This is a genomic window from Salmonella sp. NW38 (assembly GCF_051807745.1).
Classification (GTDB): Bacteria; Pseudomonadota; Gammaproteobacteria; order Enterobacterales; family Enterobacteriaceae; genus Salmonella; species Salmonella enterica.
This window is the reverse complement of record NZ_JAMMTO010000010.1, coordinates 177,593-203,193: the sequence shown is the minus strand read 5'-3', so window position 1 is coordinate 203,193 and position 25,601 is coordinate 177,593. Positions and strand designations below refer to the sequence as shown.

The window sequence follows — 25,601 nt, the reverse complement described above, 5'->3', positions numbered from 1 at the left end:
CGAAGCTCCGCCTCAGGATGTAAATAGAGTGTGACTAAGGTAGCGGTAAATGACGTAGCCCGCAACGGCAAAGAAAAAGGGCCGGATATCCGGCCCTCGCACAGTAATAACATTACTCGTCAGCGTCATCCGCAACGTCGTCATCGCTTTCCGCTTCCGGGGCGATATCCTCATCCCCTTCCGCCACGCTGCCGTCGATAGCGTCGAGTTCTTCGTCATCTACCGGTTCAGCAACGCGTTGCAGACCCACCACGTTTTCATCTTCCGCCGTGCGGATAAGGATAACGCCCTGGGTATTACGTCCCACTACGCTGATCTCGGACACTCGGGTACGCACCAGAGTACCGGCATCCGTGATCATCATGATCTGGTCGCAATCGTCTACCTGTACCGCACCGACAACGGAACCGTTGCGCTCGGTCACTTTGATAGAGATAACGCCCTGCGTCGCACGAGACTTGGTCGGGTACTCGTCCGCTGCGGTACGCTTCCCGTAGCCGTTTTGCGTTACGGTCAGAATAGCGCCTTCGCCGTGTGGGATGATCAGAGAGACGACTTTATCGTCTCCCGCCAGCTTAATACCGCGCACACCGGTCGCGGTACGCCCCATCGCACGGACGGCGTCTTCTTTGAAGCGCACCACTTTACCCGCAGCCGAGAACAGCATGACTTCGTCAGAACCAGAAGTCAGGTCAACGCCAATCAGCTCGTCGCCGTCGTTGAGGTTCACCGCGATAATACCGGCGGAACGCGGACGGCTGAATTCGGTCAACGCCGTTTTCTTCACGGTACCGCTGGCGGTCGCCATAAAGACGTTGACGCCTTCTTCGTACTCACGAACCGGCAGAATCGCGGTGATACGTTCGTTGGCTTCCAGCGGCAGCAGGTTGACGATCGGACGACCGCGCGCGCCACGACTGGCTTCCGGCAACTGATAGACCTTCATCCAGTACAGACGGCCCCGGCTGGAGAAGCAGAGGATGGTGTCATGGGTGTTGGCCACCAGCAGGCGGTCGATAAAGTCTTCTTCTTTAATACGCGCGGCAGATTTACCTTTCCCACCACGACGTTGCGCTTCGTAATCCGTCAGCGGTTGATATTTGACGTAACCCTGGTGAGACAGCGTCACGACAACATCTTCCTGGCTAATCAGATCTTCGATATTAATATCGGCGCTGTTGGCGGTGATTTCGGTACGACGCTCATCGCCGAACTGATCGCGAATTAACTCCATCTCTTCGCGGATCACTTCCATCAGGCGATCGGCGCTGCCCAGAATGTGCAGCAGTTCAGCAATCTGCTCCAGCAACTCTTTGTATTCGTCGAGCAGTTTTTCATGCTCCAGGCCGGTCAGTTTCTGCAAACGCAGATCCAGAATCGCCTGCGCCTGCTGTTCAGTCAGGTAGTACTGACCGTCACGCACGCCAAATTCTGGCTCCAGCCATTCCGGACGCGCGGCGTCATCACCGGCGCGCTCCAGCATCGCAGCAACGTTACCCAGATCCCACGGACGCGAAATCAGCGCCGCTTTCGCTTCTGCCGGCGTTGGCGCGCGGCGAATCAGTTCGATAATCGGGTCGATGTTAGCTAGCGCAATCGCCAGAGCTTCAAGGATATGCGCGCGGTCACGGGCTTTACGCAGTTCAAAAATAGTCCGACGCGTCACCACTTCACGGCGGTGGCGCACGAACGCTGAAATGATGTCTTTCAGGTTCATGATCTTCGGCTGGCCGTGATGCAGCGCCACCATGTTAATACCGAAGGAAACCTGTAGCTGGGTCTGGGAGTAGAGATTATTAAGCACCACCTCGCCCACCGCATCGCGTTTTACTTCAATCACGATGCGCATACCGTCTTTGTCGGATTCGTCACGCAGCGCGCTGATGCCTTCCACGCGTTTATCTTTCACCAGCTCGGCGATTTTCTCGATCAGGCGCGCTTTGTTCACCTGATAGGGAATTTCATGGACGATGATGGTTTCACGGCCCGTTTTGGCGTCAGCTTCAACTTCCGCGCGGGCGCGGATGTACACTTTGCCACGACCGGTACGGTAGGCTTCTTCGATACCACGACGACCGTTGATGATCGCGGCGGTCGGGAAGTCCGGACCCGGAATATGTTCCATCAGCCCTTCAATGCTGATGTCTTCGTTGTCGATATACGCCAGGCAGCCATTAATCACTTCCGTCAGGTTGTGCGGCGGGATATTCGTCGCCATACCTACTGCGATACCGGAAGAACCGTTCACCAGCAGATTCGGAATTTTGGTCGGCATGACGTCCGGAATTTTTTCCGTACCGTCATAGTTATCCACGAAATCCACCGTCTCTTTTTCGAGATCGGCCATCAGTTCGTGGGCGATTTTCGCCAGACGGATCTCCGTATAACGCATTGCCGCCGCGGAGTCGCCGTCAATAGAACCGAAGTTACCCTGACCATCCACCAGCATGTAACGCAGCGAGAATGGCTGCGCCATACGAACGATGGTGTCATACACTGCGGAATCGCCGTGGGGATGGTATTTACCGATTACGTCACCAACGACACGGGCAGATTTTTTATAGGCTTTGTTCCAGTCATTGCCCAATACGTTCATGGCGTAAAGTACGCGACGGTGTACCGGCTTCAGGCCATCTCGGACATCCGGCAGCGCACGGCCAACAATGACCGACATCGCATAATCCAGATAGGAGCTCTTCAGCTCTTCCTCAATGTTGACCGGTGTAATTTCTCTCGCAAGGTCGCTCATCTAACCGCTATCCCTCTACTGTATCCCGGATTCAAAGGTCGCAAATTATAACACATTCGCCCACGTACTGGTAAACGGAATGCAGCCAGACAATGCTTTATTCGGGTGCCGCATGCTCTCTTCATTTATAAGCGTGGTCTCGGCGTTTATTGGCGATCGGCTTCAGAGGCGACACAGGGGAGATCGGGGCCTGGCCAGGAAGAGGTTAGAAAATCAATACCTCCCGTGTATACCCGTCATACTTCAAGTTTCATGTGCGTTGGCAGCGAGTTACTCGGCCCATCCCTGGGCCTCGCCCCGTCGGGGTTAGCGCAAGCGCTGTTCAAGACGGTTAACCATTTTATCCTGCAACTCGAATTATTTAGGGAATATGCCGGGAGGCATAAACAATAATCAGTATCACCAGATGCTATTTAATCACATAGGCCAGATATTCTTTCACTACCTCATCGTTTAATTCCTGACCCAATCCGGGCTGTTCCGGCGCGACATAATAGCCATTTTCCGGCTGATAATCGTGGGTACAAAGTTCCCGAATAGATGCTTTCATCGCATTAGTATGATGCTCATGAATAATAAAGTTGGGAATTGCTGTTTCCATATGCAGCGCGGCTACCGTGGAAACAGGACCGCCGCAAACATGCACCTGTACAGTGGTGTCATAAATATTAGCATAGTCACAGATTTTCTTTCCTTCGGTAATTCCGCCGCAGAGACACAAATCAGGTTGAGCTACGGCAATAGACTGCTTCTCCAGTAATTCCCTGTATCCCCATCTTGTGTAGGAACGCTCGCCAGTGGCGATTGGAATCGTTGTTGAACGGGAAACTTTCTGCATATTATCAGAATTTAATGGATGAATCGGTTCTTCATAAAGAAAGATACGATACTTTTCTATCGCCTTCGCAAATTGAATAGCTGAGTTGGTACCGAGAAGAGAATGGATTTCCACGATAATATCAGCATCATCCCCCATTGCTTCACGCATAGCGGCAATTCGCGCTTCCCCCATTTTTAATTGATCGGCCAGTAACAATCCTGAATAGTTACGATTTTTATTCTGAAAAACACAGTCATCGCCATTACGATCGATTTCGAGTGGATCCACTTTAATCGCATCATATCCATCGTCAAGAGCCGCACGCGCCGCCTCAGCATATTCATCAGGTGTCACTAATATCTGGCGTTTATCCCCCCAACCAAATTGTAACTGACTAGCATAGGTTCTTAATTTTTCATTGGTTTTCCCACCAAGGAGCTGATAAACAGGTACACCTAAATATTTACCTTTGATATCCCAAAGAGCAATATCAATAGCGCTCATTCCGGCATAAAAAACGTTCCCGCCCCCCATCCCCCAAAAAGTCTTTCTGAAAAAGAACTCCCAAATTTTTTCGATATTTAATGGATCTTCACCCACAATCAATGGCGCCAGATCTCTGATGATCCCTACGCCAGCTTTAGCGCCTGCGCCATAGGCCAGTCCTACTTCGCCAATACCACTTAATCCTGAGTCGGTATTCACCCGAATAAGTACTGGATTATAGGAGGACATCGTTTGATCTCTTTTTTTTAATTCACAGTCAAAAACTTCAATAGACGTAATTTTCATAATTTCTCCATTTATCAGGTTCGTAATACAACATTTATTTGTTGGTTTTTTTCTTTTTTCACATCAATTTTCATTAACGCCAGAACGGCTACCGCAGCGAAGCAAAGTATTGCCTCTACAATAAATATTCCTGTCGCACCATAATGAGTAGAAACGAATCCCAGTGATTTATTAATCAGGAATCCGCCAAGACTTGAACATGAGTTAATAAACGCAATGCTGATAGCCAACCCTGACGGCGACAATAATGCAGAAGGCAGCGCCCAGTAAGGTCCGTAATAGCTGAGGATCCCAACACCATAAAACGTTAGCCCCAGCATTCTCAACGACATTGAGGGGACAAGAGCAATCATCAGAAAACCACAGCCCGCCAGAAACATGGGTAATGCAGCATGCCATTTTCGTTCATTCTTTTTATCGGAATGCCAGCCCCACCAGGGCATGCTGAACATAGCGAAAATAAACGGAATACTCATGATTAAACCAACGTCAGTATCCGTAAAATCAGCTGAAAATCCCTTCACCAACCCCGGCAACCAGTAGTTTGCCGCCAGAGCAGCCGCCTGAATCAACATGTAGGCGAAAGAAAGCTGAAGCAAAACTGGATTTTTGATTACTGAAAGAAAGGATGAGTTGGTATTTTTATTTAATGCAGCTGCGGTTTCATTGTCAGTGCGTAATTTATTAACTAAGGCCGATATCTGCTGTGGCGTAAGCCATTTAGCCTTTTCTGGACTGTCAGGCAGTAAATAAAATGTCAGGATGCCAAGGAATACGGTAGGGATACCTTCAATAGCAAAAAGCCAGCGCCAGCCTTCATAATCCGGGGTATTCAAATGCTCGATGATCCAACCAGACATCGGTGCAGCCAATACCGATGCTACAGCAATAGATAACATGAAGAAACTATTGACTTTTCCGCGTTCACGAGCCGGGAACCAGCATGCAAGATAATAAACCATGCCCGGAAAAAAGCCAGCTTCAAATACCCCCAAAAAAATGCGAGCCAGCAAAATATGTTGAGTATCTTTAGCAAAAAAAATCAGCCCAGTTACCGCTCCCCAGCCGATAATAATGGAACTAATCCATTTTCTTGCGCCAAGCTTTTGCAAGCCAATGCTACTCGGAATTTGAAAGATTAAATATGATATGAAGAATATAGAAGAAATATTAGCGAAATCCTCAGGCGTAATACCGAGAGATTCATTCATACGTAATGCAGCAAACCCAATATTGACACGATCCATATAGTTAAAAAAGTAAAGAATAAAGGCCAAAGGAATGATTTTCCTTTTTACAATACGAATTGCATCGTATAAATTTTCTTGTGGACTACTCATTTTGCATCACCTTTTATGATTCAATGAATAAGGGTATTGACCGGAATCGATGTTACGTAAAAAACAATACAATTCAAAAGCTAATGTGTCATATCTGATATATCAGCAAGCAAACTTAATGAAATATACAATAACAACAATAAAGTATGTAAATTTTCTTATATCTGATATATTAGATCCGTTAATTTTGAATAAATTAATTACAATGGAGCCGGGTTTAACCATGGAGGAGAAGAAAATGAAAAATAGATTAAAGCGTGACTTTAGTCACATATCAATTGAAATACCCAAATCCATCACCCAGGTGATTAAAGAGAAAATAAGGGAGATGATTATCCATGGCGATTTCGATCTTGGGCAAGCGATCAGTGAAAATGAACTATCAAATATTCTGATGGTAAGTAAAACACCAATTCGTGAAGCTTTTATTTGGCTGAGCTATAATGAAAACCTGGTCAACATCATTCCCCGCAGTGGGACATTTGTTTTTTCTGTCACCGACGAGGATATCAATGATCTCATCAAAATGAGAGTTATCCTTGAACAGGGCGCAATTCGTGAAGCGATGGAGAAAAATGCTAACAATGTCATAGTCGAATTAAGCAATATTTTATCGAAGTCAGCAAAAATTAATGCAGAGCGAGATACGCAAGCTTACCTCAAACTGGATCATGATTTTCATTATGTTTTTGTGAAATATGCCGATAATAAATACATTTCGCAAGCACACCTGTTGATCTCAGCACGTTTATTGGCAATTCGCTACAGACTGGATTTTACCGCTGAATATATCACCAGCTCTAACCGGGGACATGCCACTATTTTGGATATGTTAAAAAACAACAACGTCGAGGGCGTCTGTAATTTTATCACGCACCACATCGGTAGCGGTTTTACAGAACGTGCAAGAAAACTTCTTGCGCTGAAAGCGTAATAAAGACGGCAGTAGATATAACGCAGCGACTTTGCACCTGCTATACTGCCCCGATAGATCAATAGCGGAATCTCATGTACTCATGAACACTGAAAAACCGTCGGTAGCTCACAACGTTGACCATAATGAAATCGCCAAATTCGAAGCCGTCGCGTCGCGCTGGTGGGATCTGGAGGGCGAATTCAAGCCATTGCATCGCATCAACCCCCTACGCCTTGGCTACATTACTGAGCGCTCAGGCGGCCTGTTTGGCAAAAAGGTACTCGACGTCGGCTGTGGCGGCGGCATTCTGGCGGAAAGTATGGCACGCGAAGGCGCAACCGTCACCGGGCTGGATATGGGCTTTGAGCCTTTGCAGGTCGCCAAACTGCATGCGCTGGAAAGCGGCATCGAGGTAGAGTACGTGCAGGAGACGGTTGAGGAACATGCGGCAAAACACGCCCAGCAATACGACGTCGTCACCTGTATGGAAATGCTGGAGCACGTTCCCGATCCGCAATCGGTCGTCCACGCCTGCGCCCAACTGGTTAAACCCGGCGGTGAGGTGTTCTTCTCAACGTTGAACCGCAATGGGAAATCCTGGCTGATGGCGGTCGTCGGCGCTGAGTATATTCTGCGCATGGTGCCAAAAGGCACGCACGACGTGAAGAAATTCATTAAGCCTGCTGAACTGTTAAGCTGGGTAGATGAAACCGTCCTGAAAGAGCAACATATCACCGGGCTGCACTACAACCCGATAACCAATACTTTCAAACTCGGTCCCGGAGTAGACGTTAACTACATGTTGCATACCCGCGCTAAAAAAGCCTGACATCAAAGAATTTTCCTATAAGGGTTGCGTTAGATCATCGGGCGCAACCTTTCTCTTCGATGAAGAAATCAGCATTCGATCAAATTTTGATTTTTTTTTATGAATTGTTGACATCCTCTCCAGGCCTTATCAGACGCGCATTTAGCGATTCTTACTCTTTTACAACCGCAATTTAACGCCAAAATCAACTCTTGTACTCAAAAGAATCCCTACTAGAATACTCACCATATAGCGTTTCACTTATCGATTACCCCCTATATATAGTATTTATCCACAGAGTTAGTCACAACGTGGCGTTGTGGATAAGCGGGGGGATATTTTTTCTTTCACGGACAGGTAAACAGGTAGAAAACCACATGAATCAGAGTCTGCTGGTGACAAAGCGTGACGGCCGTACTGAGCGCATCAATCTCGACAAAATTCATCGCGTGCTTGATTGGGCGGCAGAAGGACTGAATAACGTATCGGTTTCTCAGGTCGAGCTACGCTCGCATATTCAGTTTTATGATGGGATTAAGACCTCCGATATCCATGAAACTATCATTAAGGCTGCCGCAGACCTGATCTCTCGCGATGCGCCGGATTATCAATACCTGGCTGCACGTCTGGCGATTTTCCACCTGCGTAAGAAAGCCTTCGGCCAGTTTGAGCCGCCCGCACTTTACCACCATGTGGTAAAAATGGTTGAGCTTGGCAAATACGACAATCATCTGCTGGAAGACTACACGGAAGAAGAGTTCAAGCAGATGGATTCGTTTATCGTTCACGATCGCGATATGACCTTCTCCTACGCTGCCGTTAAGCAGCTGGAAGGGAAATATCTGGTGCAAAACCGCGTGACCGGCGAAATCTATGAAAGCGCGCAGTTCCTCTACATTCTGGTAGCGGCCTGCCTGTTCTCGAACTATCCGCGTGAAACGCGTCTTGACTATGTAAAACGTTTTTACGATGCGGTCTCTACGTTCAAAATCTCGCTGCCGACGCCAATTATGTCCGGCGTGCGTACCCCAACCCGTCAGTTCAGCTCCTGCGTACTGATCGAGTGTGGCGACAGTCTGGATTCCATCAACGCCACCTCCAGCGCTATCGTGAAATACGTTTCTCAGCGCGCCGGTATCGGTATCAACGCGGGACGCATTCGTGCGCTGGGCAGCCCGATTCGCGGCGGCGAAGCCTTCCACACCGGCTGTATTCCGTTCTACAAGCACTTCCAGACGGCGGTGAAATCCTGCTCGCAGGGCGGCGTGCGCGGCGGCGCGGCGACACTGTTCTATCCGATGTGGCACCTGGAAGTGGAAAGCCTGCTGGTGCTGAAAAACAACCGTGGCGTGGAAGGCAACCGCGTACGTCACATGGATTACGGCGTACAGATCAACAAACTGATGTACACCCGCCTGCTGAAGGGCGGCGACATTACGCTGTTCAGTCCGTCTGATGTACCCGGACTATACGATGCGTTCTTCGCCGACCAGGACGAATTCGAACGCCTGTACGTGAAATATGAAAACGACGACAGCATCCGCAAACAGCGTGTGAAAGCGGTCGAACTGTTCTCGCTGATGATGCAGGAACGCGCCTCTACCGGTCGTATCTATATCCAGAACGTTGACCACTGCAATACTCACAGTCCGTTCGATCCGGTTGTCGCCCCGGTACGCCAGTCTAACCTGTGTCTGGAGATTGCCCTGCCGACCAAACCGCTGCACGATGTCAACGATGAAAACGGCGAAATTGCGTTGTGTACGCTGTCTGCATTCAACCTGGGCGCCATTAAAACTCTGGACGAGCTGGAAGAACTGGCTATTCTGGCAGTACGCGCTTTGGATGCTCTGCTCGATTATCAGGATTACCCGATTCCGGCTGCCAAACGCGGCGCAATGGGCCGTCGTACGCTGGGCATTGGCGTGATTAACTTCGCCTACTGGCTGGCGAAAAACGGTAAGCGTTATTCCGACGGCAGCGCCAATAATCTGACGCATAAAACCTTTGAAGCCATTCAATACTATCTGCTTAAAGCGTCCAACGAACTGGCGAAAGAGCAAGGCGCCTGCCCATGGTTCAACGAAACCACCTATGCAAAAGGCATTTTGCCGATCGACACCTACAAAAAAGATCTGGATGCGATCGTCAACGAACCGCTGCACTACGACTGGGAACAGCTGCGTGAGTCGATCAAAACCCACGGTCTGCGTAACTCCACGCTATCGGCGCTAATGCCGTCGGAAACGTCGTCCCAGATCTCCAACGCCACCAACGGCATTGAGCCGCCGCGCGGCTACGTCAGCATCAAGGCCTCGAAAGACGGTATTTTGCGTCAGGTCGTGCCGGATTATGAGCATCTGAAAGACGCTTACGAACTGTTGTGGGAGATGCCGAACAACGACGGTTATCTGCAACTGGTGGGTATCATGCAGAAGTTTATCGATCAGTCTATTTCCGCCAATACCAACTACGATCCGTCACGTTTCCCGTCAGGAAAAGTGCCGATGCAGCAACTGCTGAAAGATTTGCTCACCGCGTATAAGTTTGGCGTGAAAACTCTGTACTATCAAAATACCCGCGACGGCGCGGAAGATGCGCAGGACGATTTGGCGCCTTCTATTCAGGACGATGGCTGCGAAAGCGGCGCTTGTAAGATCTGATGAATAGTGCCGGGTAGCGCTATGCTTACCCGGCCTACGATTGTACGGTTTGTAGGCCGGATAAGGCGCTTGCGCCGCCATCCGGCGCTCATCCCATAAAGGATTCACTTCAATGGCATACACCACTTTTTCACAGACGAAAAACGATCAGCTCAAGGAACCCATGTTCTTTGGCCAGCCGGTCAACGTTGCACGCTATGACCAGCAGAAATATGACATCTTCGAAAAACTGATCGAAAAACAGCTCTCTTTCTTCTGGCGTCCGGAAGAGGTCGACGTCTCCCGCGATCGTATCGATTATCAGGCGTTGCCGGAGCACGAAAAACATATCTTCATCAGCAACCTCAAATACCAGACGCTGCTGGATTCCATTCAGGGACGTAGCCCGAACGTCGCCCTGCTGCCGCTCATTTCCATCCCGGAGCTGGAGACGTGGGTAGAGACCTGGGCGTTTTCTGAGACGATTCACTCACGATCCTACACCCACATTATTCGTAACATCGTCAACGATCCGGCGGTCGTGTTTGACGATATCGTGACCAATGAGCAAATTCAGAAGCGCGCCGAAGGTATCTCCGCCTACTACGACGGACTTATTGAGATGACCAGTTACTGGCATCTGCTCGGTGAAGGCACCCATACCGTTAATGGCAAAACGGTTGTCGTGAATCTGCGTGAGCTGAAGAAAAAACTGTATCTGTGCCTGATGAGCGTGAACGCGCTGGAAGCCATCCGCTTCTACGTCAGCTTCGCCTGCTCTTTCGCATTTGCCGAGCGTGAACTGATGGAAGGCAACGCCAAAATTATCCGTCTGATCGCCCGTGACGAAGCTCTGCATCTGACCGGCACGCAACATATGCTGAACCTGTTGCGTAGCGGCGTGGACGACCCGGAGATGGCGGAAATCGCCGAAGAGTGTAAACAGGAATGTTATGACCTGTTCGTGCAGGCGGCGCAGCAGGAAAAAGAGTGGGCGGACTATCTGTTCCGCGACGGTTCGATGATCGGCCTGAATAAAGATATCCTGTGTCAATACGTTGAATATATTACTAATATTCGTATGCAGGCGGTAGGGCTGGATCTGCCGTTCCAGACCCGCTCCAACCCAATCCCGTGGATCAATACCTGGCTGGTGTCCGATAACGTTCAGGTCGCGCCACAGGAAGTGGAAGTTAGCTCTTATCTGGTCGGACAAATCGATTCGGAAGTCGATACCGACGATCTGAGTAATTTCCAGCTCTGATGGGACGCGTCACGCTGCGTATCACTGGCACACAGCTGCTGTGCCAGGATGAACACCCTTCTCTGCTGGCCGCGCTGGAATCGCATAACGTTGAGGTGGAGTATCAGTGCCGCGAAGGTTATTGCGGCTCCTGTCGAACCCGGCTGGTTGCCGGTCAGGTTGACTGGATTACGGAACCTTTAGCGTTTATCCAGCCGGGAGAGATTTTGCCCTGCTGCTGCAGGGCAAAAGGCGATATCGAAATCGAGATGTAACTCAGTGCAACTCGCTGGTGGAAACCAAAGGCATCACGCCACGTTTTTTCATCTGCACGGCATACAGTGCGCCAGCGAGTACCACCAGCACCGCGCCAGCGACATAAATCATACGATAGCCAACCGACTCAACCATCATTCCCATGATAAAGGCGCCAATCGCCATTCCGGCATCCATCGCGTTAAAGAACAGTGAATTCGCCACGCCGATTTTATGCGGTTCAACCGAGCTGATAATTTGCGTCTGGAAAACCGGCGTGACCGAACCGTAGCCGATACCGATTAGACCGCCGGAAATAATCATCATGATGCTGCCATTGGTGTAGCCCAGCGCCACCAGACCGATGGTAAAAGCCAACAGGCATGGGAAAACAACATATTTCGGCCCTTTTTTATCACAAATATTCCCGGTGAAGGTACGGCATATCATCAGGAAAATCGCGTAGCACAGCAGGAAATTACTGGCCGCCGCCATTAAATCCAGCTCACGCGCATACAGCGCCAGGAAAGCCGATACGCCGGCATAGGAGAAAGTCATAAAAAAGGTGACCAGCGCAAAAGGCAAGGCGGCGCGGTCAAACATCGCGGCAAAACCCAGATTCGGCTTCGAACCATCGGCATGACGAATTACCGGAGGGACCGTCACAATCAGGGAAAGCACAATCCCTAACGCCGCTACAGCGGAACAAAGCCAGAATGCGGCAGTGAACGCGTTCCAGCGGGCCATATTCAAACCGATCCACGGTCCTACGACCATCGCCAGGCCCATCGCTAAAGAGAAAAAGCTGATGCCCTCTCCACGTCGGGAGGCCGGAATTAACCGCGCTGAAATAGTTCCTTTTACCGTGGTAATAACACCAAACGTAATCCCATGAAGTACGCGGATAAAGAGCAGCGACTCGATAGAATGGCAAACCGGATACAGCGCGGTAATCACCAAAAAAGCCAGAGAAGAGAGCACCAGAATCTTTTTATTCGAATATTTTCCCACCCACTGTCCGGCAAATGGCCGAATAACAATTGCCGCGGCCAGGAAACATGTCACTAACAGCCCGGCCTTATCTGCAGAAGCATGCAGGCGGTCAGCGATATAAATGGGTAATAAAGTTAGCAGTACATAAAAAACAAAAAAGATAATAAAACTGACTATGGTGATTGCCCAAAAATCCTTCGTCCATAATTTTTCTTTCATTCTTAACGACCCGTTCAGATGGCGCACGCAGGCAACGCTCAGCTCAACTGAACACCTATCAGGTGCGTCAAAATGTGATGTATTCGATAGAATCACAGTATAAACAAGCGCACTATATTAGAAAAATTAATCGTTTTAATTATATTGATTAGGTTTTACTAATGACGCTAACCCAAATCCACGCCCTGCTTGCCGTACTGGAGTACGGCGGATTTACCGAGGCCAGCAAACGGCTATACATGACGCAATCCGCCGTCAGTCAGGCCATCTCCGCGCTTGAGGAGGAGCTCGGCGTTGACATATTGATTCGTGAGCGTCGTAAAGAGATTGAGCTTACCGCCGCCGGTAGCCGCATCGTCAGGCATTTACGCGCGATCCAGCGCGACGTCAACGCGGTAAAAGAGATTGCCGAACAAGAAAAAAAGAACCCGGCCCGTACGCTACGGATTGGCTGTTTTCCCAGCGCCTGCGCCTGCATTTTACCCGGCGTCATTCGCTATTTTGAAAGCCATCATCCAAATGTAAAAATTATCCCCTATGAAGAGAATAGTACGGCTATTATTGATTCGCTGCAGGACGGAAGTATTGATGCCGGTTTCGTTCCTTTTCCGGTCAACGGTATGTATTGCGTCCCCATTTACCGGGATAAATTCACCGTAGTGGTGCCTGAAAATCATCCCCTGGCGGCCAATAGTACAGTAACGGTCGAAGAACTGATGGACGAACCACTTATTGTCAGTAAAGGTCGTTATGAATTAAGCATTATGGCGTTGTTTAAAGAAAAGGGTATTGAGCCGATATTTAAATATGAATTTAACCATCCCGATACTGCGCTGAATTTTATTCGCCAGGGATTAGGTATCGCCTTATTGCCAGAATTAACCTTAAAAGCCACGACAGGAAAATTATGCTCCGTGGCGCTGGAACCCACCTTTTATCGACAAATTTCCCTGTTAGCAAAAGAACCGCCGGTAGAAGGAAGTCCGCTATTTTTATTACAAAAATGTATGGAAACACTGACCGATGAGGGTTTGCTATAAAACAACACCGCCTGATGGCATTGCGTTTACCAGACTTACGCTGGCAAACGTTGCGCCGGGCCGGATGAGGCGTTTATGCCCTCATCCGGCGCGTCACTTCTACTATGGCAAACCTTTAGTCATTTTTTTGCAGGAACATGACCGCCTTATCCGGGAAGTCAGTGAACAGCCCGTCGACGCCCGCCTTGTTATACAGGATGTCGTACAACTGATTAACGTCTGTGGCATAGTCCGGCAATTGATCGGCACGCACGGTGTAAGGATGCACTACCATCTTATTCTGATGTGCGTCTTGCACCATTCCAGTCAGCTTGATATTCCCTTTCGTTGAGCCTTCCGCGACCAGCATATGGTAATCCGGACCAATACCGTCCGCATATTCCGCCACCTGCTTCATAGCGCCCGGCTTAAACATCCAGTCGTAGTTGTAATTTACCCAACGACCGTCCGGCTGTTTCTGCTGTGTTTCATTCCAGTCGGTATACGCAATAAGTTGAACCAGATTGAGATCCATCCCCATTTTGGGTTCCAGTTCATTCTTAATACGTTTCAGCTCAGCGACATCAAAACACTGCAAATAGACATTGTCCTGCTTGCCGGTGTAACCATACTTCTTCAGCACTTCCAGCGTTTTCGCGGCAATATCTTTCCCTTCCTGATGATGGAACCACGGCGCTTTAATTTCCGGATAAATACCGATATTTTTACCGGTAGAGTGATTTAATCCCTGAACGAATTCAATTTCCTCTTCAAAGGTATGAATGCGGAAATCAGATTTTCCCATCGGGAAACGGCCCGGATAAGTTTGTACTTTTTTGCCGTTTTCAATATCAAACCCTTCGGTAAACTTCAGGGATTTAATTTCATCCAGCGTAAAATCGATAGCGTAATAGCGCCCATCTTTACGCGCCCGGTCCGGAAAACGATCAGCGACGTCAGTCACCCGGTCAAGGTAGTGGTCATGGAGGACGACCAAATGGTCGTCCTTTGTCATCACTAAATCTTGTTCCAGATAATCTGCCCCTTGCGCATACGCCATCGCTTTCGCCGGTAGCGTATGCTCCGGCAGATAACCGCTGGCGCCACGGTGGGCGATAACGACTTTTTCAGCCGCCACGGCGCCGCTTCCGATGGTCATTCCTGCCAACATTAACGCCACGCTAAGGTTTTTCAGTGTGGTTTTCATGTTATTAGCCTCCGTTGCGTTTTAACTGCAGCTCATCATGATGGCGTTTTTCACCAATCATCACGACCACCAGCAGGATTACCGCCAGAATGCTGCCGCCAATCATCACCATAAAGCCGCCATCCCAACCGAAGAAGTCAACGGTATAACCCACAATGGCGCTTGCAGCGACAGAACCGCCCAGGTAACCAAACAGACCGGTAAAGCCCGCCGCCGTACCCGCCGCTTTTTTCGGCGCCAGTTCCAGCGCGTGCAGACCGATCAACATTACCGGGCCGTAGATCAGGAAGCCGATGATAATCATACAAGCCATATCAACGTTCGGGTTTCCTGCCGGGTTCATCCAGTAAACGATGGTCGCGATAGTCACCAGGGTCATAAAGAACACGCCGGTCGCGCCACGGTTGCCGCGGAAGACTTTATCCGACATCCAGCCACACAGCAGCGTGCCCGGAATACCCGCGTATTCATACAGGAAGTAGGCCCAGGAGGATTTATCCAGTGCGAAATGCTTCACTTCTTTCAGGTACGTTGGCGACCAGTCGAGGATGCCGTAGCGCAGCAGATAAACAAACACGTTGGCGATAGCGATGTACCACAACAGTTTGTTTGGCAGTACGTACTGCATGAAGATTTGCTTCGCGGTCAGCTCTTCTTCCGCTTTTTCGTTGTAGTCGTCCGGATAGTCGTTTTTATACTCTTCGATAGGCGGCAGACCGCAGGATTGCGGCGTATCGCGCATCATTGCGAAAGCGAACAGCGCCACCACAATCGCGCCAAAGGCTGGCATATAGAGCGCCGCTTTCCAGTCGTTAAACCACGCCATCCCCAGCAGGAACAGCAGTGGCGGGATCCCGCCGCCGACGTTATGCGCACAGTTCCAGACCGACACAATGCCGCCGCGTTCTTTCTGCGACCACCAGTGAACCATCGTACGTCCGCACGGCGGCCACCCCATCCCCTGGAACCAGCCGCAAAGGAACAACAGCACAAACATCACGGCGATGCTGGATGTCGCCCACGGTACAAAGCCCATAAACAACATGACTGCTGCGGCCAGAATCAGCCCTGCCGGCAGAAAAACGCGCGGATTCGAGCGATCGGACACCGAACCCATTATAAATTTCGAAAAACCATAAGCGATGGAAATCCCGGACAGCGCAAAGCCCAGATCGCCGCGTGAAAAACCCTGTTCTACCAGGTAGGGCATCGCGAGGGCAAAGTTCTTGCGCACCAGATAATACGCGGCATAGCCAAAGAATATCCCCAAGAAAATCTGCCAGCGTAATCGGCGATAGGTCGGATCAATCTCCGCCGCTGGCAAGCGCGCTTTATGCGGCGCTGGTTTAAAAATACTCAACATATTGTAGCCTCCGTGGCCCGTATTTTATTTAGAGGTAAACACCGCAGTTTGTTCAAACAACCCCGCTGCTCCCAGTGTGGCCGCGATGTTAAGTAAAGATACGTCACGTTAATGTGAATTACAGCACATATTGTTACAGTTTTATGACTAATGTTCAGAAAGGCGCACGAAATCACGTTTCATTTTCGAATAGTGAGCGATTATGCGCGAAATCAAACATTCCATATGATTTGTATGGCTAAATGATAAAAAACGAACTGTGAGGAAAAACAATGAAAACTCGCGACTCGCAAGCAAGTGACGTGATTATCATTGGCGGTGGAGCAACAGGCGCAGGGATCGCCCGCGACTGCGCGCTGCGCGGTTTACGTGTCATTCTGGTGGAGCGGCATGATATAGCGACCGGCGCAACCGGGCGTAACCACGGGCTGCTGCACAGCGGCGCTCGTTATGCGGTTACCGATGCGGAATCCGCGCGCGAGTGCATTAGTGAAAACCAGATTTTAAAACGGATCGCCCGCCATTGCGTCGAACCGACGGATGGTCTGTTTATTACGTTACCGGAAGATGATCTTGCGTTTCAGGCCACCTTTATTCGCGCCTGTGAAGCGGCGGGCATTCGCGCTGAAGCCATCGATCCGCAGCAGGCTCGCATCATCGAACCTTCCGTTAACCCTGCGCTCATCGGTGCGGTAAAAGTGCCGGATGGCACCGTGGACCCTTTCCGCCTTACCGCCGCCAATATGCTGGATGCCAGAGAACATGGCGCAATCGTGTTAACGGCGCATGAAGTGACCGGGCTCATTCGTGAAGGCGCAACGGTCTGCGGCGTCCATGTGCGCAACCATCTCACTGGCGAAACCCAGACGCTTCACGCGCCGGTGGTGGTCAATGCGGCTGGTATCTGGGGGCAACGGATCGCCGAATACGCCGACCTGAGTATTCGCATGTTCCCGGCGAAAGGCTCGCTGTTGATCATGGACCATCGGATCAACCAGCATGTCATTAACCGCTGCCGGAAACCATCGGATGCCGACATTCTGGTACCTGGCGATACAATTTCACTGATCGGCACTACCTCTACCCATATTGATTACAATGAGATAGACAGCAACCGCGTCACCGCAGATGAAGTCGATATCCTGCTGCGTGAAGGGGAAAAACTGGCCCCTGTCATGGCGAAGACGCGTATTCTGCGCGCGTATTCCGGCGTCCGCCCGCTGGTGGCCAGCGATGACGATCCCAGCGGTCGTAACGTCAGCCGCGGTATTGTGTTGTTCGACCACGCCGAACGCGACGGGCTTGATGGCTTCATTACCATTACCGGCGGGAAGCTAATGACTTACCGCCTGATGGCGGAATGGGCGACCGACGCCGTGTGCCGCAAGTTGGGCAATACTCGCCCCTGCATCACGGCGGATACGCCGTTGCCTGGCTCAAAAGAGTCTACGGAACATACGCTGAAACGCATTATCTCGCTTCCCGCGCCGCTACGCGGATCGGCGGTTTATCGGCATGGCGATCGCACGCCGGGGTGGCTGAGCGAAGGCCGCCAACACCGTAGCCTGGTCTGTGAATGCGAGGCCGTCACGGCGGGAGAAGTGCAGTATGCCGTCGAAAACTTAACCGTGAATAGCCTGCTGGATCTGCGTCGTCGCACCCGCGTAGGGATGGGCACTTGCCAGGGCGAGCTGTGCGCCTGCCGCGCGGCCGGGCTATTGCAGCGTTTTAATGTGACGACCGCGGCGCAATCTATTACGCAACTCTCTGAATTTCTGAATGAGCGCTGGAAAGGCGTACAACCTGTCGCCTGGGGAGACGCGCTGCGCGAAAGCGAATTCACGCGCTGGGTTTATCAGGGATTATGCGGTCTGGAGAAGGAGCACCAGGATGAAATTTGATACGGTTATTATGGGCGGCGGTCTCGCCGGTTTGCTGTGCGGACTGCAACTCCAGCAGCATGGATTACGCTGCGCCATCGTCACCCGCGGACAAAGCGCACTGCATTTTTCCTCCGGCTCGCTGGATCTACTCAGCGCCCTGCCCGACGGCCAATCGGTGACCGACATTACCGCCGGGCTTGATGCGCTGCGCCGCCAGGCACCTGAACATCCTTATTCACGTTTGGGCGCGCAAAAAGTCCTTACGCTGGCGCAACAGGCGCAAACGCTACTTAACGCCAGCGGCGCGCAGTTATACGGCGACGTACAGCAGGCGCACCAGCGTGTCACGCCGCTTGGCACATTGCGTTCAACCTGGCTTAGCTCGCCGGAAGTACCGGTCTGGCCGTTATCCGCACAGCGAATTTGCGTCGTCGGCGTTAGCGGATTACTGGATTTCCAGGCGCACCTTGCGGCAGCGTCGCTGCGTCAACGCGATCTCAACGTGGAAACCGCAGAAATCGACCTTCCGGAACTGGACGTACTGCGTGATAACCCGACGGAATTTCGCGCGGTCAATATTGCGCGTCTGCTTGATAACGAAGAAAAATGGCCGCTGCTGTACGACGCGCTGTCGCCAATAGCGACAAACTGCGACATGATCATCATGCCCGCCTGTTTCGGGCTGGCGAACGATACGCTGTGGCGCTGGCTTAACGAACGTCTGCCCTGCGCGCTCACGCTGCTGCCGACGCTGCCGCCATCGGTGCTCGGTATTCGTCTGCACAATCAGCTCCAGCGCCAGTTTGTTCGTCAGGGCGGCATCTGGATGCCGGGCGATGAAGTGAAGAAAGTCACCTGCCGTCGCGGTACCGTGAGCGAAATATGGACCCGCAACCATGCCGATATCCCACTGCGCCCGCGTTTTGCCGTACTTGCCAGCGGTAGCTTCTTTAGTAGCGGTCTGGTTGCCGAGCGCGAAGGGATCCGCGAACCTATTTTAGGGCTCGACGTACAGCAAACGGCCACCCGCGCCGAATGGTATCAACAACATTTCTTCGACCCACAGCCCTGGCAGCAGTTTGGCGTCGTGACGGATGACGCTTTCCGCCCCTCCCTTGCGGGCAACACGGTAGAAAATCTGTATGCAATAGGTTCTGTGCTGGCGGGATTCGATCCTATAGCTGAGGGATGCGGCGGCGGCGTCTGCGCAGTCAGCGCCCTCCAGGCCGCGCACCATATCGCTGAGCGTGCAGGAGAACAGCAATGAGCGACACACGTTTTGAAAGTTGTATTAAATGTACGGTGTGCACCACCGCGTGCCCGGTCAGCCGCGTTAATCCTGGCTACCCTGGCCCTAAACAGGCCGGACCGGATGGCGAACGCCTGCGTCTGAAAGACGGCGCCCTGTATGATGAGGCGCTGAAATATTGCATTAACTGCAAACGGTGTGAGGTCGCCTGTCCGTCGGACGTGAAGATTGGCGATATCATCCAGCGCGCCCGCGCGAAATACGATACGACGCGCCCGTCATTGCGTAACTTTATTCTCAGCCATACCGATCTGATGGGCAGCGTTTCAACGCCGTTCGCGCCGGTGGTCAATACCGCCACCGCATTAAAGCCAGTGCGCCAGTTGCTTGATTACGCGCTCAAAATCGATCATCGCCGCACCTTACCAAAATACTCTTTCGGCACCTTCCGCCGCTGGTATCGTAGCGTGGCGGCGCAGCAGGCTAAATACAAAGATCAGGTCGCCTTTTTCCATGGCTGTTTTGTGAATTACAACCATCCGCAGCTCGGAAAAGATCTGATTAAGGTGCTGAACGCAATGGGTACCGGCGTACAGTTACTGAGTAAAGAGAAATGTTGCGGCGTGCCGCTGATCGCTAACGGTTTTACGGATAAAGCTCGCAAGCAGGCTATCAGCAATGTGGAGTCGCTACGCGAGGCGATTGCCGTCAAAGGTATTCCGGTCATCGCCACGTCATCCACCTGTACGTTTGCGTTGCGCGATGAATATCCTGAAGTGCTGGACGTGGACAACGCCGGGCTGCGCGAACATATCGAGCTGGCCACCCGCTGGCTATGGCGCAAACTGGATGCCGGGAAAACGCTGCCGCTTAATCCTTTGCCGCTGAAAGTGGTCTACCATACGCCGTGTCATATGGAAAAAATGGGCTGGACGCTTTACACGCTTGAACTGTTGCGGCAAATTCCGGGGCTTGAATTGACGGTACTTGATTCACAGTGCTGCGGCATTGCCGGTACGTATGGATTTAAAAAGGAAAACTATCCGACATCACAGTCCATCGGCGCGCCGCTGTTCCGCCAGATTGAAGAGAGCGGCGCCGACATTGTCGTCACCGATTGTGAAACCTGTAAGTGGCAAATTGAGATGTCTACAAGCAAACGCTGCGAGCACCCCATTACGCTACTGGCCCAGGCGCTCGGCTAAGTAAAAAGCGCCGGAGCCCCTCCGGCGCTATTACCCTACTCACCAGGGACGATTTTCTATCAGACATATACCCTTCATACTTCAAGTTGCTTATGTGTTGGCTACGGATTATTTTGGGTATAAACGCGGATGTCTCTTTGCAATAACCTGCCCTATTTGGTTAACCATGACCGCTAACCCACGGTGGCATGACAGATAACGACGTTACTGTTTATAGAGCAATATCTCTTGTATCGCCGCGTTACCAGCCTCCTTTAAAGAGGGGGATAACTGAATATCTCCAATAATAATTGAGTGTTATGTGAATAATAATAAAATCAGGTCTATGCCTGATTTAATATATCTCCCACTAACAATAATATTTTTACAAATAATTATACATGACATCATATTCGTTACTTTCACCTACCAGGAAACAGAGCAAAATGAATATATGTGTAAATTCACTTTACCGATTGAGCACACCGCAATTTCACAGTTTATATGCAGAAGAGGTGAGCGATGAGGCGCTTGCGTTGTTGATTGGCGAAGTAGAGAACGGTAATCAGAATTGTATTGATCTGTTATGCAATCTTGCGTTACGCAACGATGACCTGGGACATAAAGTTGAGAAATTACTTTTTGATCTCTTTAGCGGAAAAAGATCGGGATCTCCAGATATAGACAAAAAAATCAATCAGGCTTGCCTTGTATTACATCAAATCGCCAATAACGATATAACAAAAAATAATACTGAGTGGAAAAAGCTACATGCCCCTTCCAGATTACTTTATATGGCCGGTTCCGCGACAACCGACCTTTCTAAAAAAATAGAAATAGCACATAAAATTATGGGCGACCAGTTCGCTCAGACAGATCAAGAACAGGTGGGAGTTGAAAACCTTTGGTGTGGTGCGCGAATGATGTCGTCAGATGAGCTAGCAGCTGCAACGCAAGGTCTGGTTCAAGAATCACCTTTTCTCTCGGTAAACTATCCTATTGGGCTTATTCATCCTACCACCAAAGAAAATATATTAAGCACTCAGCTACTTGAAAAGATTGCTCAATCAGGATTATCTCACAATGAAGTCTTCCTGGTAAATACAGGAGATCACTGGCTTCTCTGTTTATTTTATAAACTTGCAGAAAAAATAAAATGCCTTATATTTAATACTTATTATGATTTAAATGAAAATACTAAGCAAGAGATTATAGAAGCAGCAAAAATTGCAGGCATATCAGAAAGCGATGAGGTTAATTTTATTGAAATGAATTTACAGAACAATGTACCCAACGGCTGTGGTCTATTTTGTTACCATACAATTCAACTCTTATCGAATGCCGGACAAAACGATCCTGTTACCACACTACGAGAATTTGCGGAAAAATTCTTAACGCTTTCAGTAGAGGAACAAGCACTATTTAACACCCAAACCCGGCGACAAATATATGAATACAGTCTCCAGTAATAGTGAGTACTTAGAGCCTATCCCATTAGGCTATTTTATTCGCCATTTTGGGACCGGGCAGTGCTCAAAATCCTCACGTACTACGTGTACGCTCCGGTTTCTGCGCGCTGGCCGGCCCCAAACTGGCTTCAACAATTACGCCTGGTGGGATAGGCTCTTATCCTGAAATGATGCTCTGCGAAGAATTTATAAGTATATAAGGATGGGAAGGCCAGGCCTTCCCACTAAAAGTTCTATGCCGTCAATGATTCAACCACGTCTATCCAGCCATGCTCGCTGATAATGTCCTCGCCATTAAGCCAGCGGCGCAGCATATTTAGCGCCATCATCGCGCAGACCTCCTGACGTATTGCCAGACTATACCGATTGGCGCTAAAACGCACGCGTAAGGCATACGTGCCATCCGGCGTCGCCAGCGCGAAATTAAGATGTTCGTTTTCCAGCCCCGACACGGCCAGCGCCAGACCGGCATAATGATTGCTGCGCCGTTCTGTCGTCCAGTGCGCCGTTTGCGCCAGCGTCTCTTCCTGAGAGGGAACGACTTCGCTGGCAAGAACAGGCGCCCCGGCGCGGGAAAGCTGTAGCGCCAGTAAGCCGCTGGTATATTGCTCGCTCAACGTCAGACTCAACTGCCTTTCCTGCAGGCGGCGGGCTATTTGCGCTGGCAGGTTTTCCGTACCTTCAAAAATCAGATTCTGTCCGGCAACCCGTTTGACCTCTGGCCATAACGCCAGCATCGCCTCCCGTTGCGTCGCCGGGCCGGTCAACTTCAGTTCAATGATCGGCATTGATGAGCGATACCCCATCGTCACGCCGGGCGGCAACGGCAGTGCGTCGAGACGCTGCGCCAGGTCGCTTTCTGAACGTCCAAAAGTCGTTAACCGCAGGCAAAGCGGCGGCTCCGGCAGCGAAAAACGCGCGCGTAACCGCGGTAAGATTTCCTTCTCCACCATAACCTTAAATTCAGACGGTACGCCGGGGGTGAAAAACATCAGGCAGCGGTTGAGCTGTAGCACAAATCCACAGGCAGTGCCGACCGGATTATTAATAAACTCCGCGCTGGCAGGCAGTTCCGCCTGTTTACGGTTGCTCGGCGCCATCACACGACCGCGCTGCTGAAAATAACGTTCCATTTCGGTCAGCCACGCCTGGTGCAGTACTAATCCTTCGCCTTTTGCCGTTGCCGCGGCGAGCGCGCTTAAATCATCGCTGGTCGGCCCTAACCCGCCATTAACAATCAAAACATCAGCATGTTGACTGCGTTCACGCAAGATAGCGACCAGACTGTCCAGGTTATCGCCTACCGTATTTCGCCGTGATAACGGAACGCCCTGATGAAAGAAAAAATCAGCCAGCCAGGCGGCATTGGTGTCAACGATTTGTCCGTGCAACACCTCATCCCCGGTGGATAGCATTTCCACATTTAGCATTGTGTTCTCCTGCTCTTATGATGAAAACACTATAACGCAAAGACGAATATGACGTGGAAAGAAGAATGACGGGAAAAGGAGGAATATGGCGCGACGATTGCCGCGCCGTTAGCATCAAAAGCTGGCGTTTACGCCAACATAAGGGCCGTCAGCAATCGCATTGTCGCGGTTGCCGTCTTTACCCGCCAGGTTCAGGTAACGATAACCGGCTTCAATGCTCAGCGGGCGCATAATGGTGAAACGCGCGCCTGCATTCGCTTCTTCATAACTTTCGATACCGCTGGACAGCGAATCTGGTGAATAATAATACTCGCCGAACAGACGGAAGCTGTCGCCGATTTTCCATTGTAACCCACCGCCGACAGCCGCCGCATAGCCTTCATCACTGTCTTTCGGATTGGTATAAATACCTTTACCGCCGACCGTCGCCAGCAGCGGTCCCACCGGAATGTTCAGCCCCAGACCAACGCCCGCAGCATCGCCATCATCATCGTTGTGCATCCAGTTACCGCTTAGCGCCAGTCCCGTCGATTCCGTACCAAAACCCACGCCAATGTTGGTGTAATCTTCGCCCGCCTGGCCGCTAATACTGATAGCCTGCGCCGATGCAGAAACGAACAGCATTCCGGCAAAACCTAATAATATGCTTTTTTTCATTTTTACCCTTTCCAGCAAGCACATAAAGAAAAACTCCCCAAAACGGCAGAATTGTACTGCCAGACGCTGAGGAATCAATGCACTAAGAAACCATTCCAAAAACATATTGTAACGAAATACTACTTTCGCCATGACGCATCATTGCGCCATCACATGGCGACGCCTGCATCAACAAAATTAACCAAAAACGCAGTCTGCGTTATCGCTTCCATTTTTCACAAAGAATTTCGCAGAATGATTTGTTAAGCTGATGTCCTGGTGGTTTAAGGAAGCGACTTATGCGTCAACGAACTATAGTTTGCCCATTAATTCAAAATGATGGCTGTTATCTGCTGTGCAAAATGGCCGACAACCGCGGCGTCTTTCCCGGTCAGTGGGCGCTGTCGGGCGGTGGGGTCGAGCCAGGCGAACACATTGAAGAGGCGCTGCGTCGGGAGATTCGGGAAGAACTCGGCGAACAACTGATTCTGAGCGATATTACGCCATGGACCTTCCGCGACGATATCCGTGTTAAAACGTACGCTGATGGCAGACAAGAAGAGATTTATATGATTTATCTCATCTTCGACTGTGTTTCCGCTAATCGCGATATATGTATTAACGACGAATTTCAGGACTACGCCTGGGTCAAGCCAGAAGAACTGGCGCTGTATGATTTGAATGTAGCGACACGCCACACATTAGCATTGAAAGGGTTATTATAATGACGACAGCCGCTTCAGGCTGTCTTTACGCTTTTAACATGCCGGCTAGCCGGGAACAAATTCACCATCTAAAAAGAGTTTTCCGTTTTCCGCATGCATAACGAGCGCATCAAGATAGTCCGGATCAAACTTTACGCCGCGCTTATTTTTTGCAATATACGTCAAACAATGATTATGGGTAAAAATGACTATATTTTTATTCTGCGACTTTTTCAGTAACGTATTGATTGAAGCATAAATACCGCTGCCGCAATCCATCATTTTTTTATCCACCGTAAGCGACCTGCCCGCAGAAAACCAGGTTGCCGACTGGATGGTGCGCACCGTATTACTGGAATAGAGATTGTAATTTTGTATATCGGCACTGAAGGCTTTACCCAGCGCTCTGGCGTCTTGCGCACCGTTGACCGTAATCCCCGTGCTGTCTGACAGGCAGGTATTATCGGAACGATCGCACCGCTCGGCATGGCGGAATAACACTACTACCGGATGCTGCTTCGCCAGCGCCGCCAGCGCTTTACCGTTAATCTGCGGTAGACCGTTACCACTCCAGGCATGTTGTGAGATCAACCCGGCGATAATAACCAACGCCCCCGCCAGAGTCGCGCGATAGCGTTTGTTTTTAATAAAGCGTAGGGTAAATGCCAGCACATTAACCT

20 protein-coding genes are annotated in these 25,601 nt (G+C 50.5%); 11 read left to right on the top strand and 9 right to left on the bottom strand.

From position 1 onward, the window contains the following. Positions 1-112 precede the first annotated feature (112 nt). From gyrA to NA624_RS18080, 3 genes are all read right to left on the bottom strand, one after another. A complete protein-coding gene (gene gyrA, locus NA624_RS18090) occupies positions 113-2,749 on the bottom strand; it encodes a DNA topoisomerase (ATP-hydrolyzing) subunit A (protein WP_001281269.1) in 2,637 nt (878 codons plus the stop codon). A gap of 409 nt (positions 2,750-3,158) precedes the next feature. Continuing rightward, on the bottom strand, positions 3,159-4,361 hold the full coding sequence (locus NA624_RS18085; protein WP_000705581.1) for a mandelate racemase/muconate lactonizing enzyme family protein: 1,203 nt from the start codon (positions 4,359-4,361) through the stop codon (positions 3,159-3,161). A 14-nt stretch (positions 4,362-4,375) separates the two neighbouring features. Then, positions 4,376-5,701 carry an MFS transporter gene (locus tag NA624_RS18080; protein WP_000098077.1) on the bottom strand — a complete coding sequence of 442 codons (1,326 nt, stop codon included), beginning with the start codon at positions 5,699-5,701 and terminating at the stop codon, positions 4,376-4,378. A 49-nt stretch (positions 5,702-5,750) separates the two neighbouring features. Here NA624_RS18080 and NA624_RS18075 point away from each other — a divergent pair, with 49 nt between their 5' ends. The 5 genes from NA624_RS18075 to yfaE all read left to right on the top strand — a co-directional run bounded on the left by NA624_RS18075 (position 5,751) and on the right by yfaE (position 11,585). Then, positions 5,751-6,635: a GntR family transcriptional regulator gene (locus NA624_RS18075; RefSeq protein ID WP_000944714.1), complete on the top strand. Its 885-nt coding sequence runs from the start codon at positions 5,751-5,753 to the stop codon at positions 6,633-6,635. A gap of 82 nt (positions 6,636-6,717) precedes the next feature. Continuing rightward, positions 6,718-7,446: a bifunctional 2-polyprenyl-6-hydroxyphenol methylase/3-demethylubiquinol 3-O-methyltransferase UbiG gene (gene ubiG / locus NA624_RS18070; protein WP_001091009.1), complete on the top strand. Its 729-nt coding sequence runs from the start codon at positions 6,718-6,720 to the stop codon at positions 7,444-7,446. Positions 7,447-7,802: 356 nt separating this feature from the next. Continuing rightward, positions 7,803-10,088 (top strand): class 1a ribonucleoside-diphosphate reductase subunit alpha, encoded by a 2,286-nt coding sequence (gene nrdA / locus NA624_RS18065; RefSeq protein WP_001076491.1) that lies wholly within the window; start codon positions 7,803-7,805, stop codon positions 10,086-10,088. Between the two features lie 112 nt (positions 10,089-10,200). After that, positions 10,201-11,331 carry a class Ia ribonucleoside-diphosphate reductase subunit beta gene (gene nrdB, locus NA624_RS18060; RefSeq protein ID WP_000332033.1) on the top strand — a complete coding sequence of 377 codons (1,131 nt, stop codon included), beginning with the start codon at positions 10,201-10,203 and terminating at the stop codon, positions 11,329-11,331. After that, complete coding sequence (yfaE, locus tag NA624_RS18055; RefSeq protein ID WP_000533921.1) at positions 11,331-11,585, top strand: ferredoxin-like diferric-tyrosyl radical cofactor maintenance protein YfaE; 255 nt, start codon at positions 11,331-11,333, stop codon at positions 11,583-11,585. The genes nrdB and yfaE overlap by 1 nt, the downstream gene beginning before the upstream one ends. A 1-nt stretch (position 11,586) precedes the next feature. Here the strand turns inward: yfaE and NA624_RS18050 are convergent, their stop codons facing one another. Then, positions 11,587-12,777 (bottom strand): MFS transporter, encoded by a 1,191-nt coding sequence (locus tag NA624_RS18050; protein WP_000660247.1) that lies wholly within the window; start codon positions 12,775-12,777, stop codon positions 11,587-11,589. Positions 12,778-12,938: 161 nt separating this feature from the next. Between NA624_RS18050 and NA624_RS18045 the strand changes: the two genes are divergently transcribed. Then, positions 12,939-13,817: a LysR family transcriptional regulator gene (locus NA624_RS18045; protein WP_000176719.1), complete on the top strand. Its 879-nt coding sequence runs from the start codon at positions 12,939-12,941 to the stop codon at positions 13,815-13,817. 115 nt (positions 13,818-13,932) lie between these two features. Here the strand turns inward: NA624_RS18045 and glpQ are convergent, their stop codons facing one another. Continuing rightward, a complete protein-coding gene (gene glpQ, locus NA624_RS18040) occupies positions 13,933-15,003 on the bottom strand; it encodes a glycerophosphodiester phosphodiesterase (RefSeq protein ID WP_000858952.1) in 1,071 nt (356 codons plus the stop codon). A gap of 4 nt (positions 15,004-15,007) precedes the next feature. Continuing rightward, entirely contained in the window at positions 15,008-16,366 is a 1,359-nt protein-coding gene (glpT, locus tag NA624_RS18035) for a glycerol-3-phosphate transporter (protein WP_000948739.1), read from the bottom strand. Between the two features lie 272 nt (positions 16,367-16,638). Here glpT and glpA point away from each other — a divergent pair, with 272 nt between their 5' ends. From glpA to sseL, 4 genes are all read left to right on the top strand, one after another. Beyond that, positions 16,639-18,267, top strand: coding sequence for an anaerobic glycerol-3-phosphate dehydrogenase subunit A (gene glpA, locus NA624_RS18030; protein WP_000857205.1), 1,629 nt, complete (start codon positions 16,639-16,641; stop codon positions 18,265-18,267). Beyond that, positions 18,257-19,516, top strand: coding sequence for a glycerol-3-phosphate dehydrogenase subunit GlpB (gene glpB / locus NA624_RS18025; RefSeq protein ID WP_000667156.1), 1,260 nt, complete (start codon positions 18,257-18,259; stop codon positions 19,514-19,516). The genes glpA and glpB overlap by 11 nt, the downstream gene beginning before the upstream one ends. Further along, positions 19,513-20,703, top strand: coding sequence for an anaerobic glycerol-3-phosphate dehydrogenase subunit GlpC (glpC, locus tag NA624_RS18020; protein WP_001285726.1), 1,191 nt, complete (start codon positions 19,513-19,515; stop codon positions 20,701-20,703). Before glpB ends, glpC begins: the two co-directional genes overlap by 4 nt. 425 nt (positions 20,704-21,128) lie before the next feature. After that, a complete protein-coding gene (gene sseL / locus NA624_RS18015) occupies positions 21,129-22,151 on the top strand; it encodes an SPI-2 type III secretion system effector deubiquitinase SseL (protein WP_001017727.1) in 1,023 nt (340 codons plus the stop codon). Between the two features lie 233 nt (positions 22,152-22,384). Here the strand turns inward: sseL and NA624_RS18010 are convergent, their stop codons facing one another. Then, the gene (locus NA624_RS18010; protein WP_000935690.1) at positions 22,385-23,581 is read right to left on the bottom strand and encodes a nicotinamide mononucleotide deamidase-related protein YfaY; all 1,197 of its coding nucleotides are present in this window, start codon (positions 23,579-23,581) and stop codon (positions 22,385-22,387) included. 114 nt (positions 23,582-23,695) lie between these two features. Beyond that, on the bottom strand, positions 23,696-24,238 hold the full coding sequence (locus tag NA624_RS18005) for a YfaZ family outer membrane protein (RefSeq protein WP_001562414.1): 543 nt from the start codon (positions 24,236-24,238) through the stop codon (positions 23,696-23,698). Between the two features lie 278 nt (positions 24,239-24,516). Here NA624_RS18005 and nudI point away from each other — a divergent pair, with 278 nt between their 5' ends. After that, a complete protein-coding gene (nudI, locus tag NA624_RS18000) occupies positions 24,517-24,942 on the top strand; it encodes a nucleoside triphosphatase NudI (RefSeq protein ID WP_001249896.1) in 426 nt (141 codons plus the stop codon). 45 nt (positions 24,943-24,987) lie between these two features. Here the strand turns inward: nudI and pmrG are convergent, their stop codons facing one another. After that, a complete protein-coding gene (gene pmrG / locus NA624_RS17995; protein WP_000879260.1) occupies positions 24,988-25,593 on the bottom strand; it encodes a lipopolysaccharide core heptose(II)-phosphate phosphatase PmrG in 606 nt (201 codons plus the stop codon). Between the last annotated feature and the right edge of the window lie 8 nt (positions 25,594-25,601).

What these genes read in the sequence shown, in the direction of transcription:
- NA624_RS18075 (WP_000944714.1), top strand. Translation starts at nt 5,751, where the DNA reads ATGTTACGTAAAAAACAATACAATTCAAAAGCTAATGTGTCATATCTG.
- glpA (WP_000857205.1), top strand. Translation starts at nt 16,639, where the DNA reads ATGAAAACTCGCGACTCGCAAGCAAGTGACGTGATTATCATTGGCGGT.
- nrdA (WP_001076491.1), top strand. Translation starts at nt 7,803, where the DNA reads ATGAATCAGAGTCTGCTGGTGACAAAGCGTGACGGCCGTACTGAGCGC.
- gyrA (WP_001281269.1), bottom strand. Translation starts at nt 2,749, where the DNA reads ATGAGCGACCTTGCGAGAGAAATTACACCGGTCAACATTGAGGAAGAG.
- NA624_RS18005 (WP_001562414.1), bottom strand. Translation starts at nt 24,238, where the DNA reads ATGAAAAAAAGCATATTATTAGGTTTTGCCGGAATGCTGTTCGTTTCT.
- glpQ (WP_000858952.1), bottom strand. Translation starts at nt 15,003, where the DNA reads ATGAAAACCACACTGAAAAACCTTAGCGTGGCGTTAATGTTGGCAGGA.
- NA624_RS18085 (WP_000705581.1), bottom strand. Translation starts at nt 4,361, where the DNA reads ATGAAAATTACGTCTATTGAAGTTTTTGACTGTGAATTAAAAAAAAGA.
- NA624_RS18080 (WP_000098077.1), bottom strand. Translation starts at nt 5,701, where the DNA reads ATGAGTAGTCCACAAGAAAATTTATACGATGCAATTCGTATTGTAAAA.
- yfaE (WP_000533921.1), top strand. Translation starts at nt 11,331, where the DNA reads ATGGGACGCGTCACGCTGCGTATCACTGGCACACAGCTGCTGTGCCAG.
- nrdB (WP_000332033.1), top strand. Translation starts at nt 10,201, where the DNA reads ATGGCATACACCACTTTTTCACAGACGAAAAACGATCAGCTCAAGGAA.
- NA624_RS18050 (WP_000660247.1), bottom strand. Translation starts at nt 12,777, where the DNA reads ATGAAAGAAAAATTATGGACGAAGGATTTTTGGGCAATCACCATAGTC.
- NA624_RS18010 (WP_000935690.1), bottom strand. Translation starts at nt 23,581, where the DNA reads ATGCTAAATGTGGAAATGCTATCCACCGGGGATGAGGTGTTGCACGGA.
- NA624_RS18045 (WP_000176719.1), top strand. Translation starts at nt 12,939, where the DNA reads ATGACGCTAACCCAAATCCACGCCCTGCTTGCCGTACTGGAGTACGGC.
- glpT (WP_000948739.1), bottom strand. Translation starts at nt 16,366, where the DNA reads ATGTTGAGTATTTTTAAACCAGCGCCGCATAAAGCGCGCTTGCCAGCG.
- nudI (WP_001249896.1), top strand. Translation starts at nt 24,517, where the DNA reads ATGCGTCAACGAACTATAGTTTGCCCATTAATTCAAAATGATGGCTGT.
- sseL (WP_001017727.1), top strand. Translation starts at nt 21,129, where the DNA reads ATGAATATATGTGTAAATTCACTTTACCGATTGAGCACACCGCAATTT.
- ubiG (WP_001091009.1), top strand. Translation starts at nt 6,718, where the DNA reads ATGAACACTGAAAAACCGTCGGTAGCTCACAACGTTGACCATAATGAA.
- glpB (WP_000667156.1), top strand. Translation starts at nt 18,257, where the DNA reads ATGAAATTTGATACGGTTATTATGGGCGGCGGTCTCGCCGGTTTGCTG.
- glpC (WP_001285726.1), top strand. Translation starts at nt 19,513, where the DNA reads ATGAGCGACACACGTTTTGAAAGTTGTATTAAATGTACGGTGTGCACC.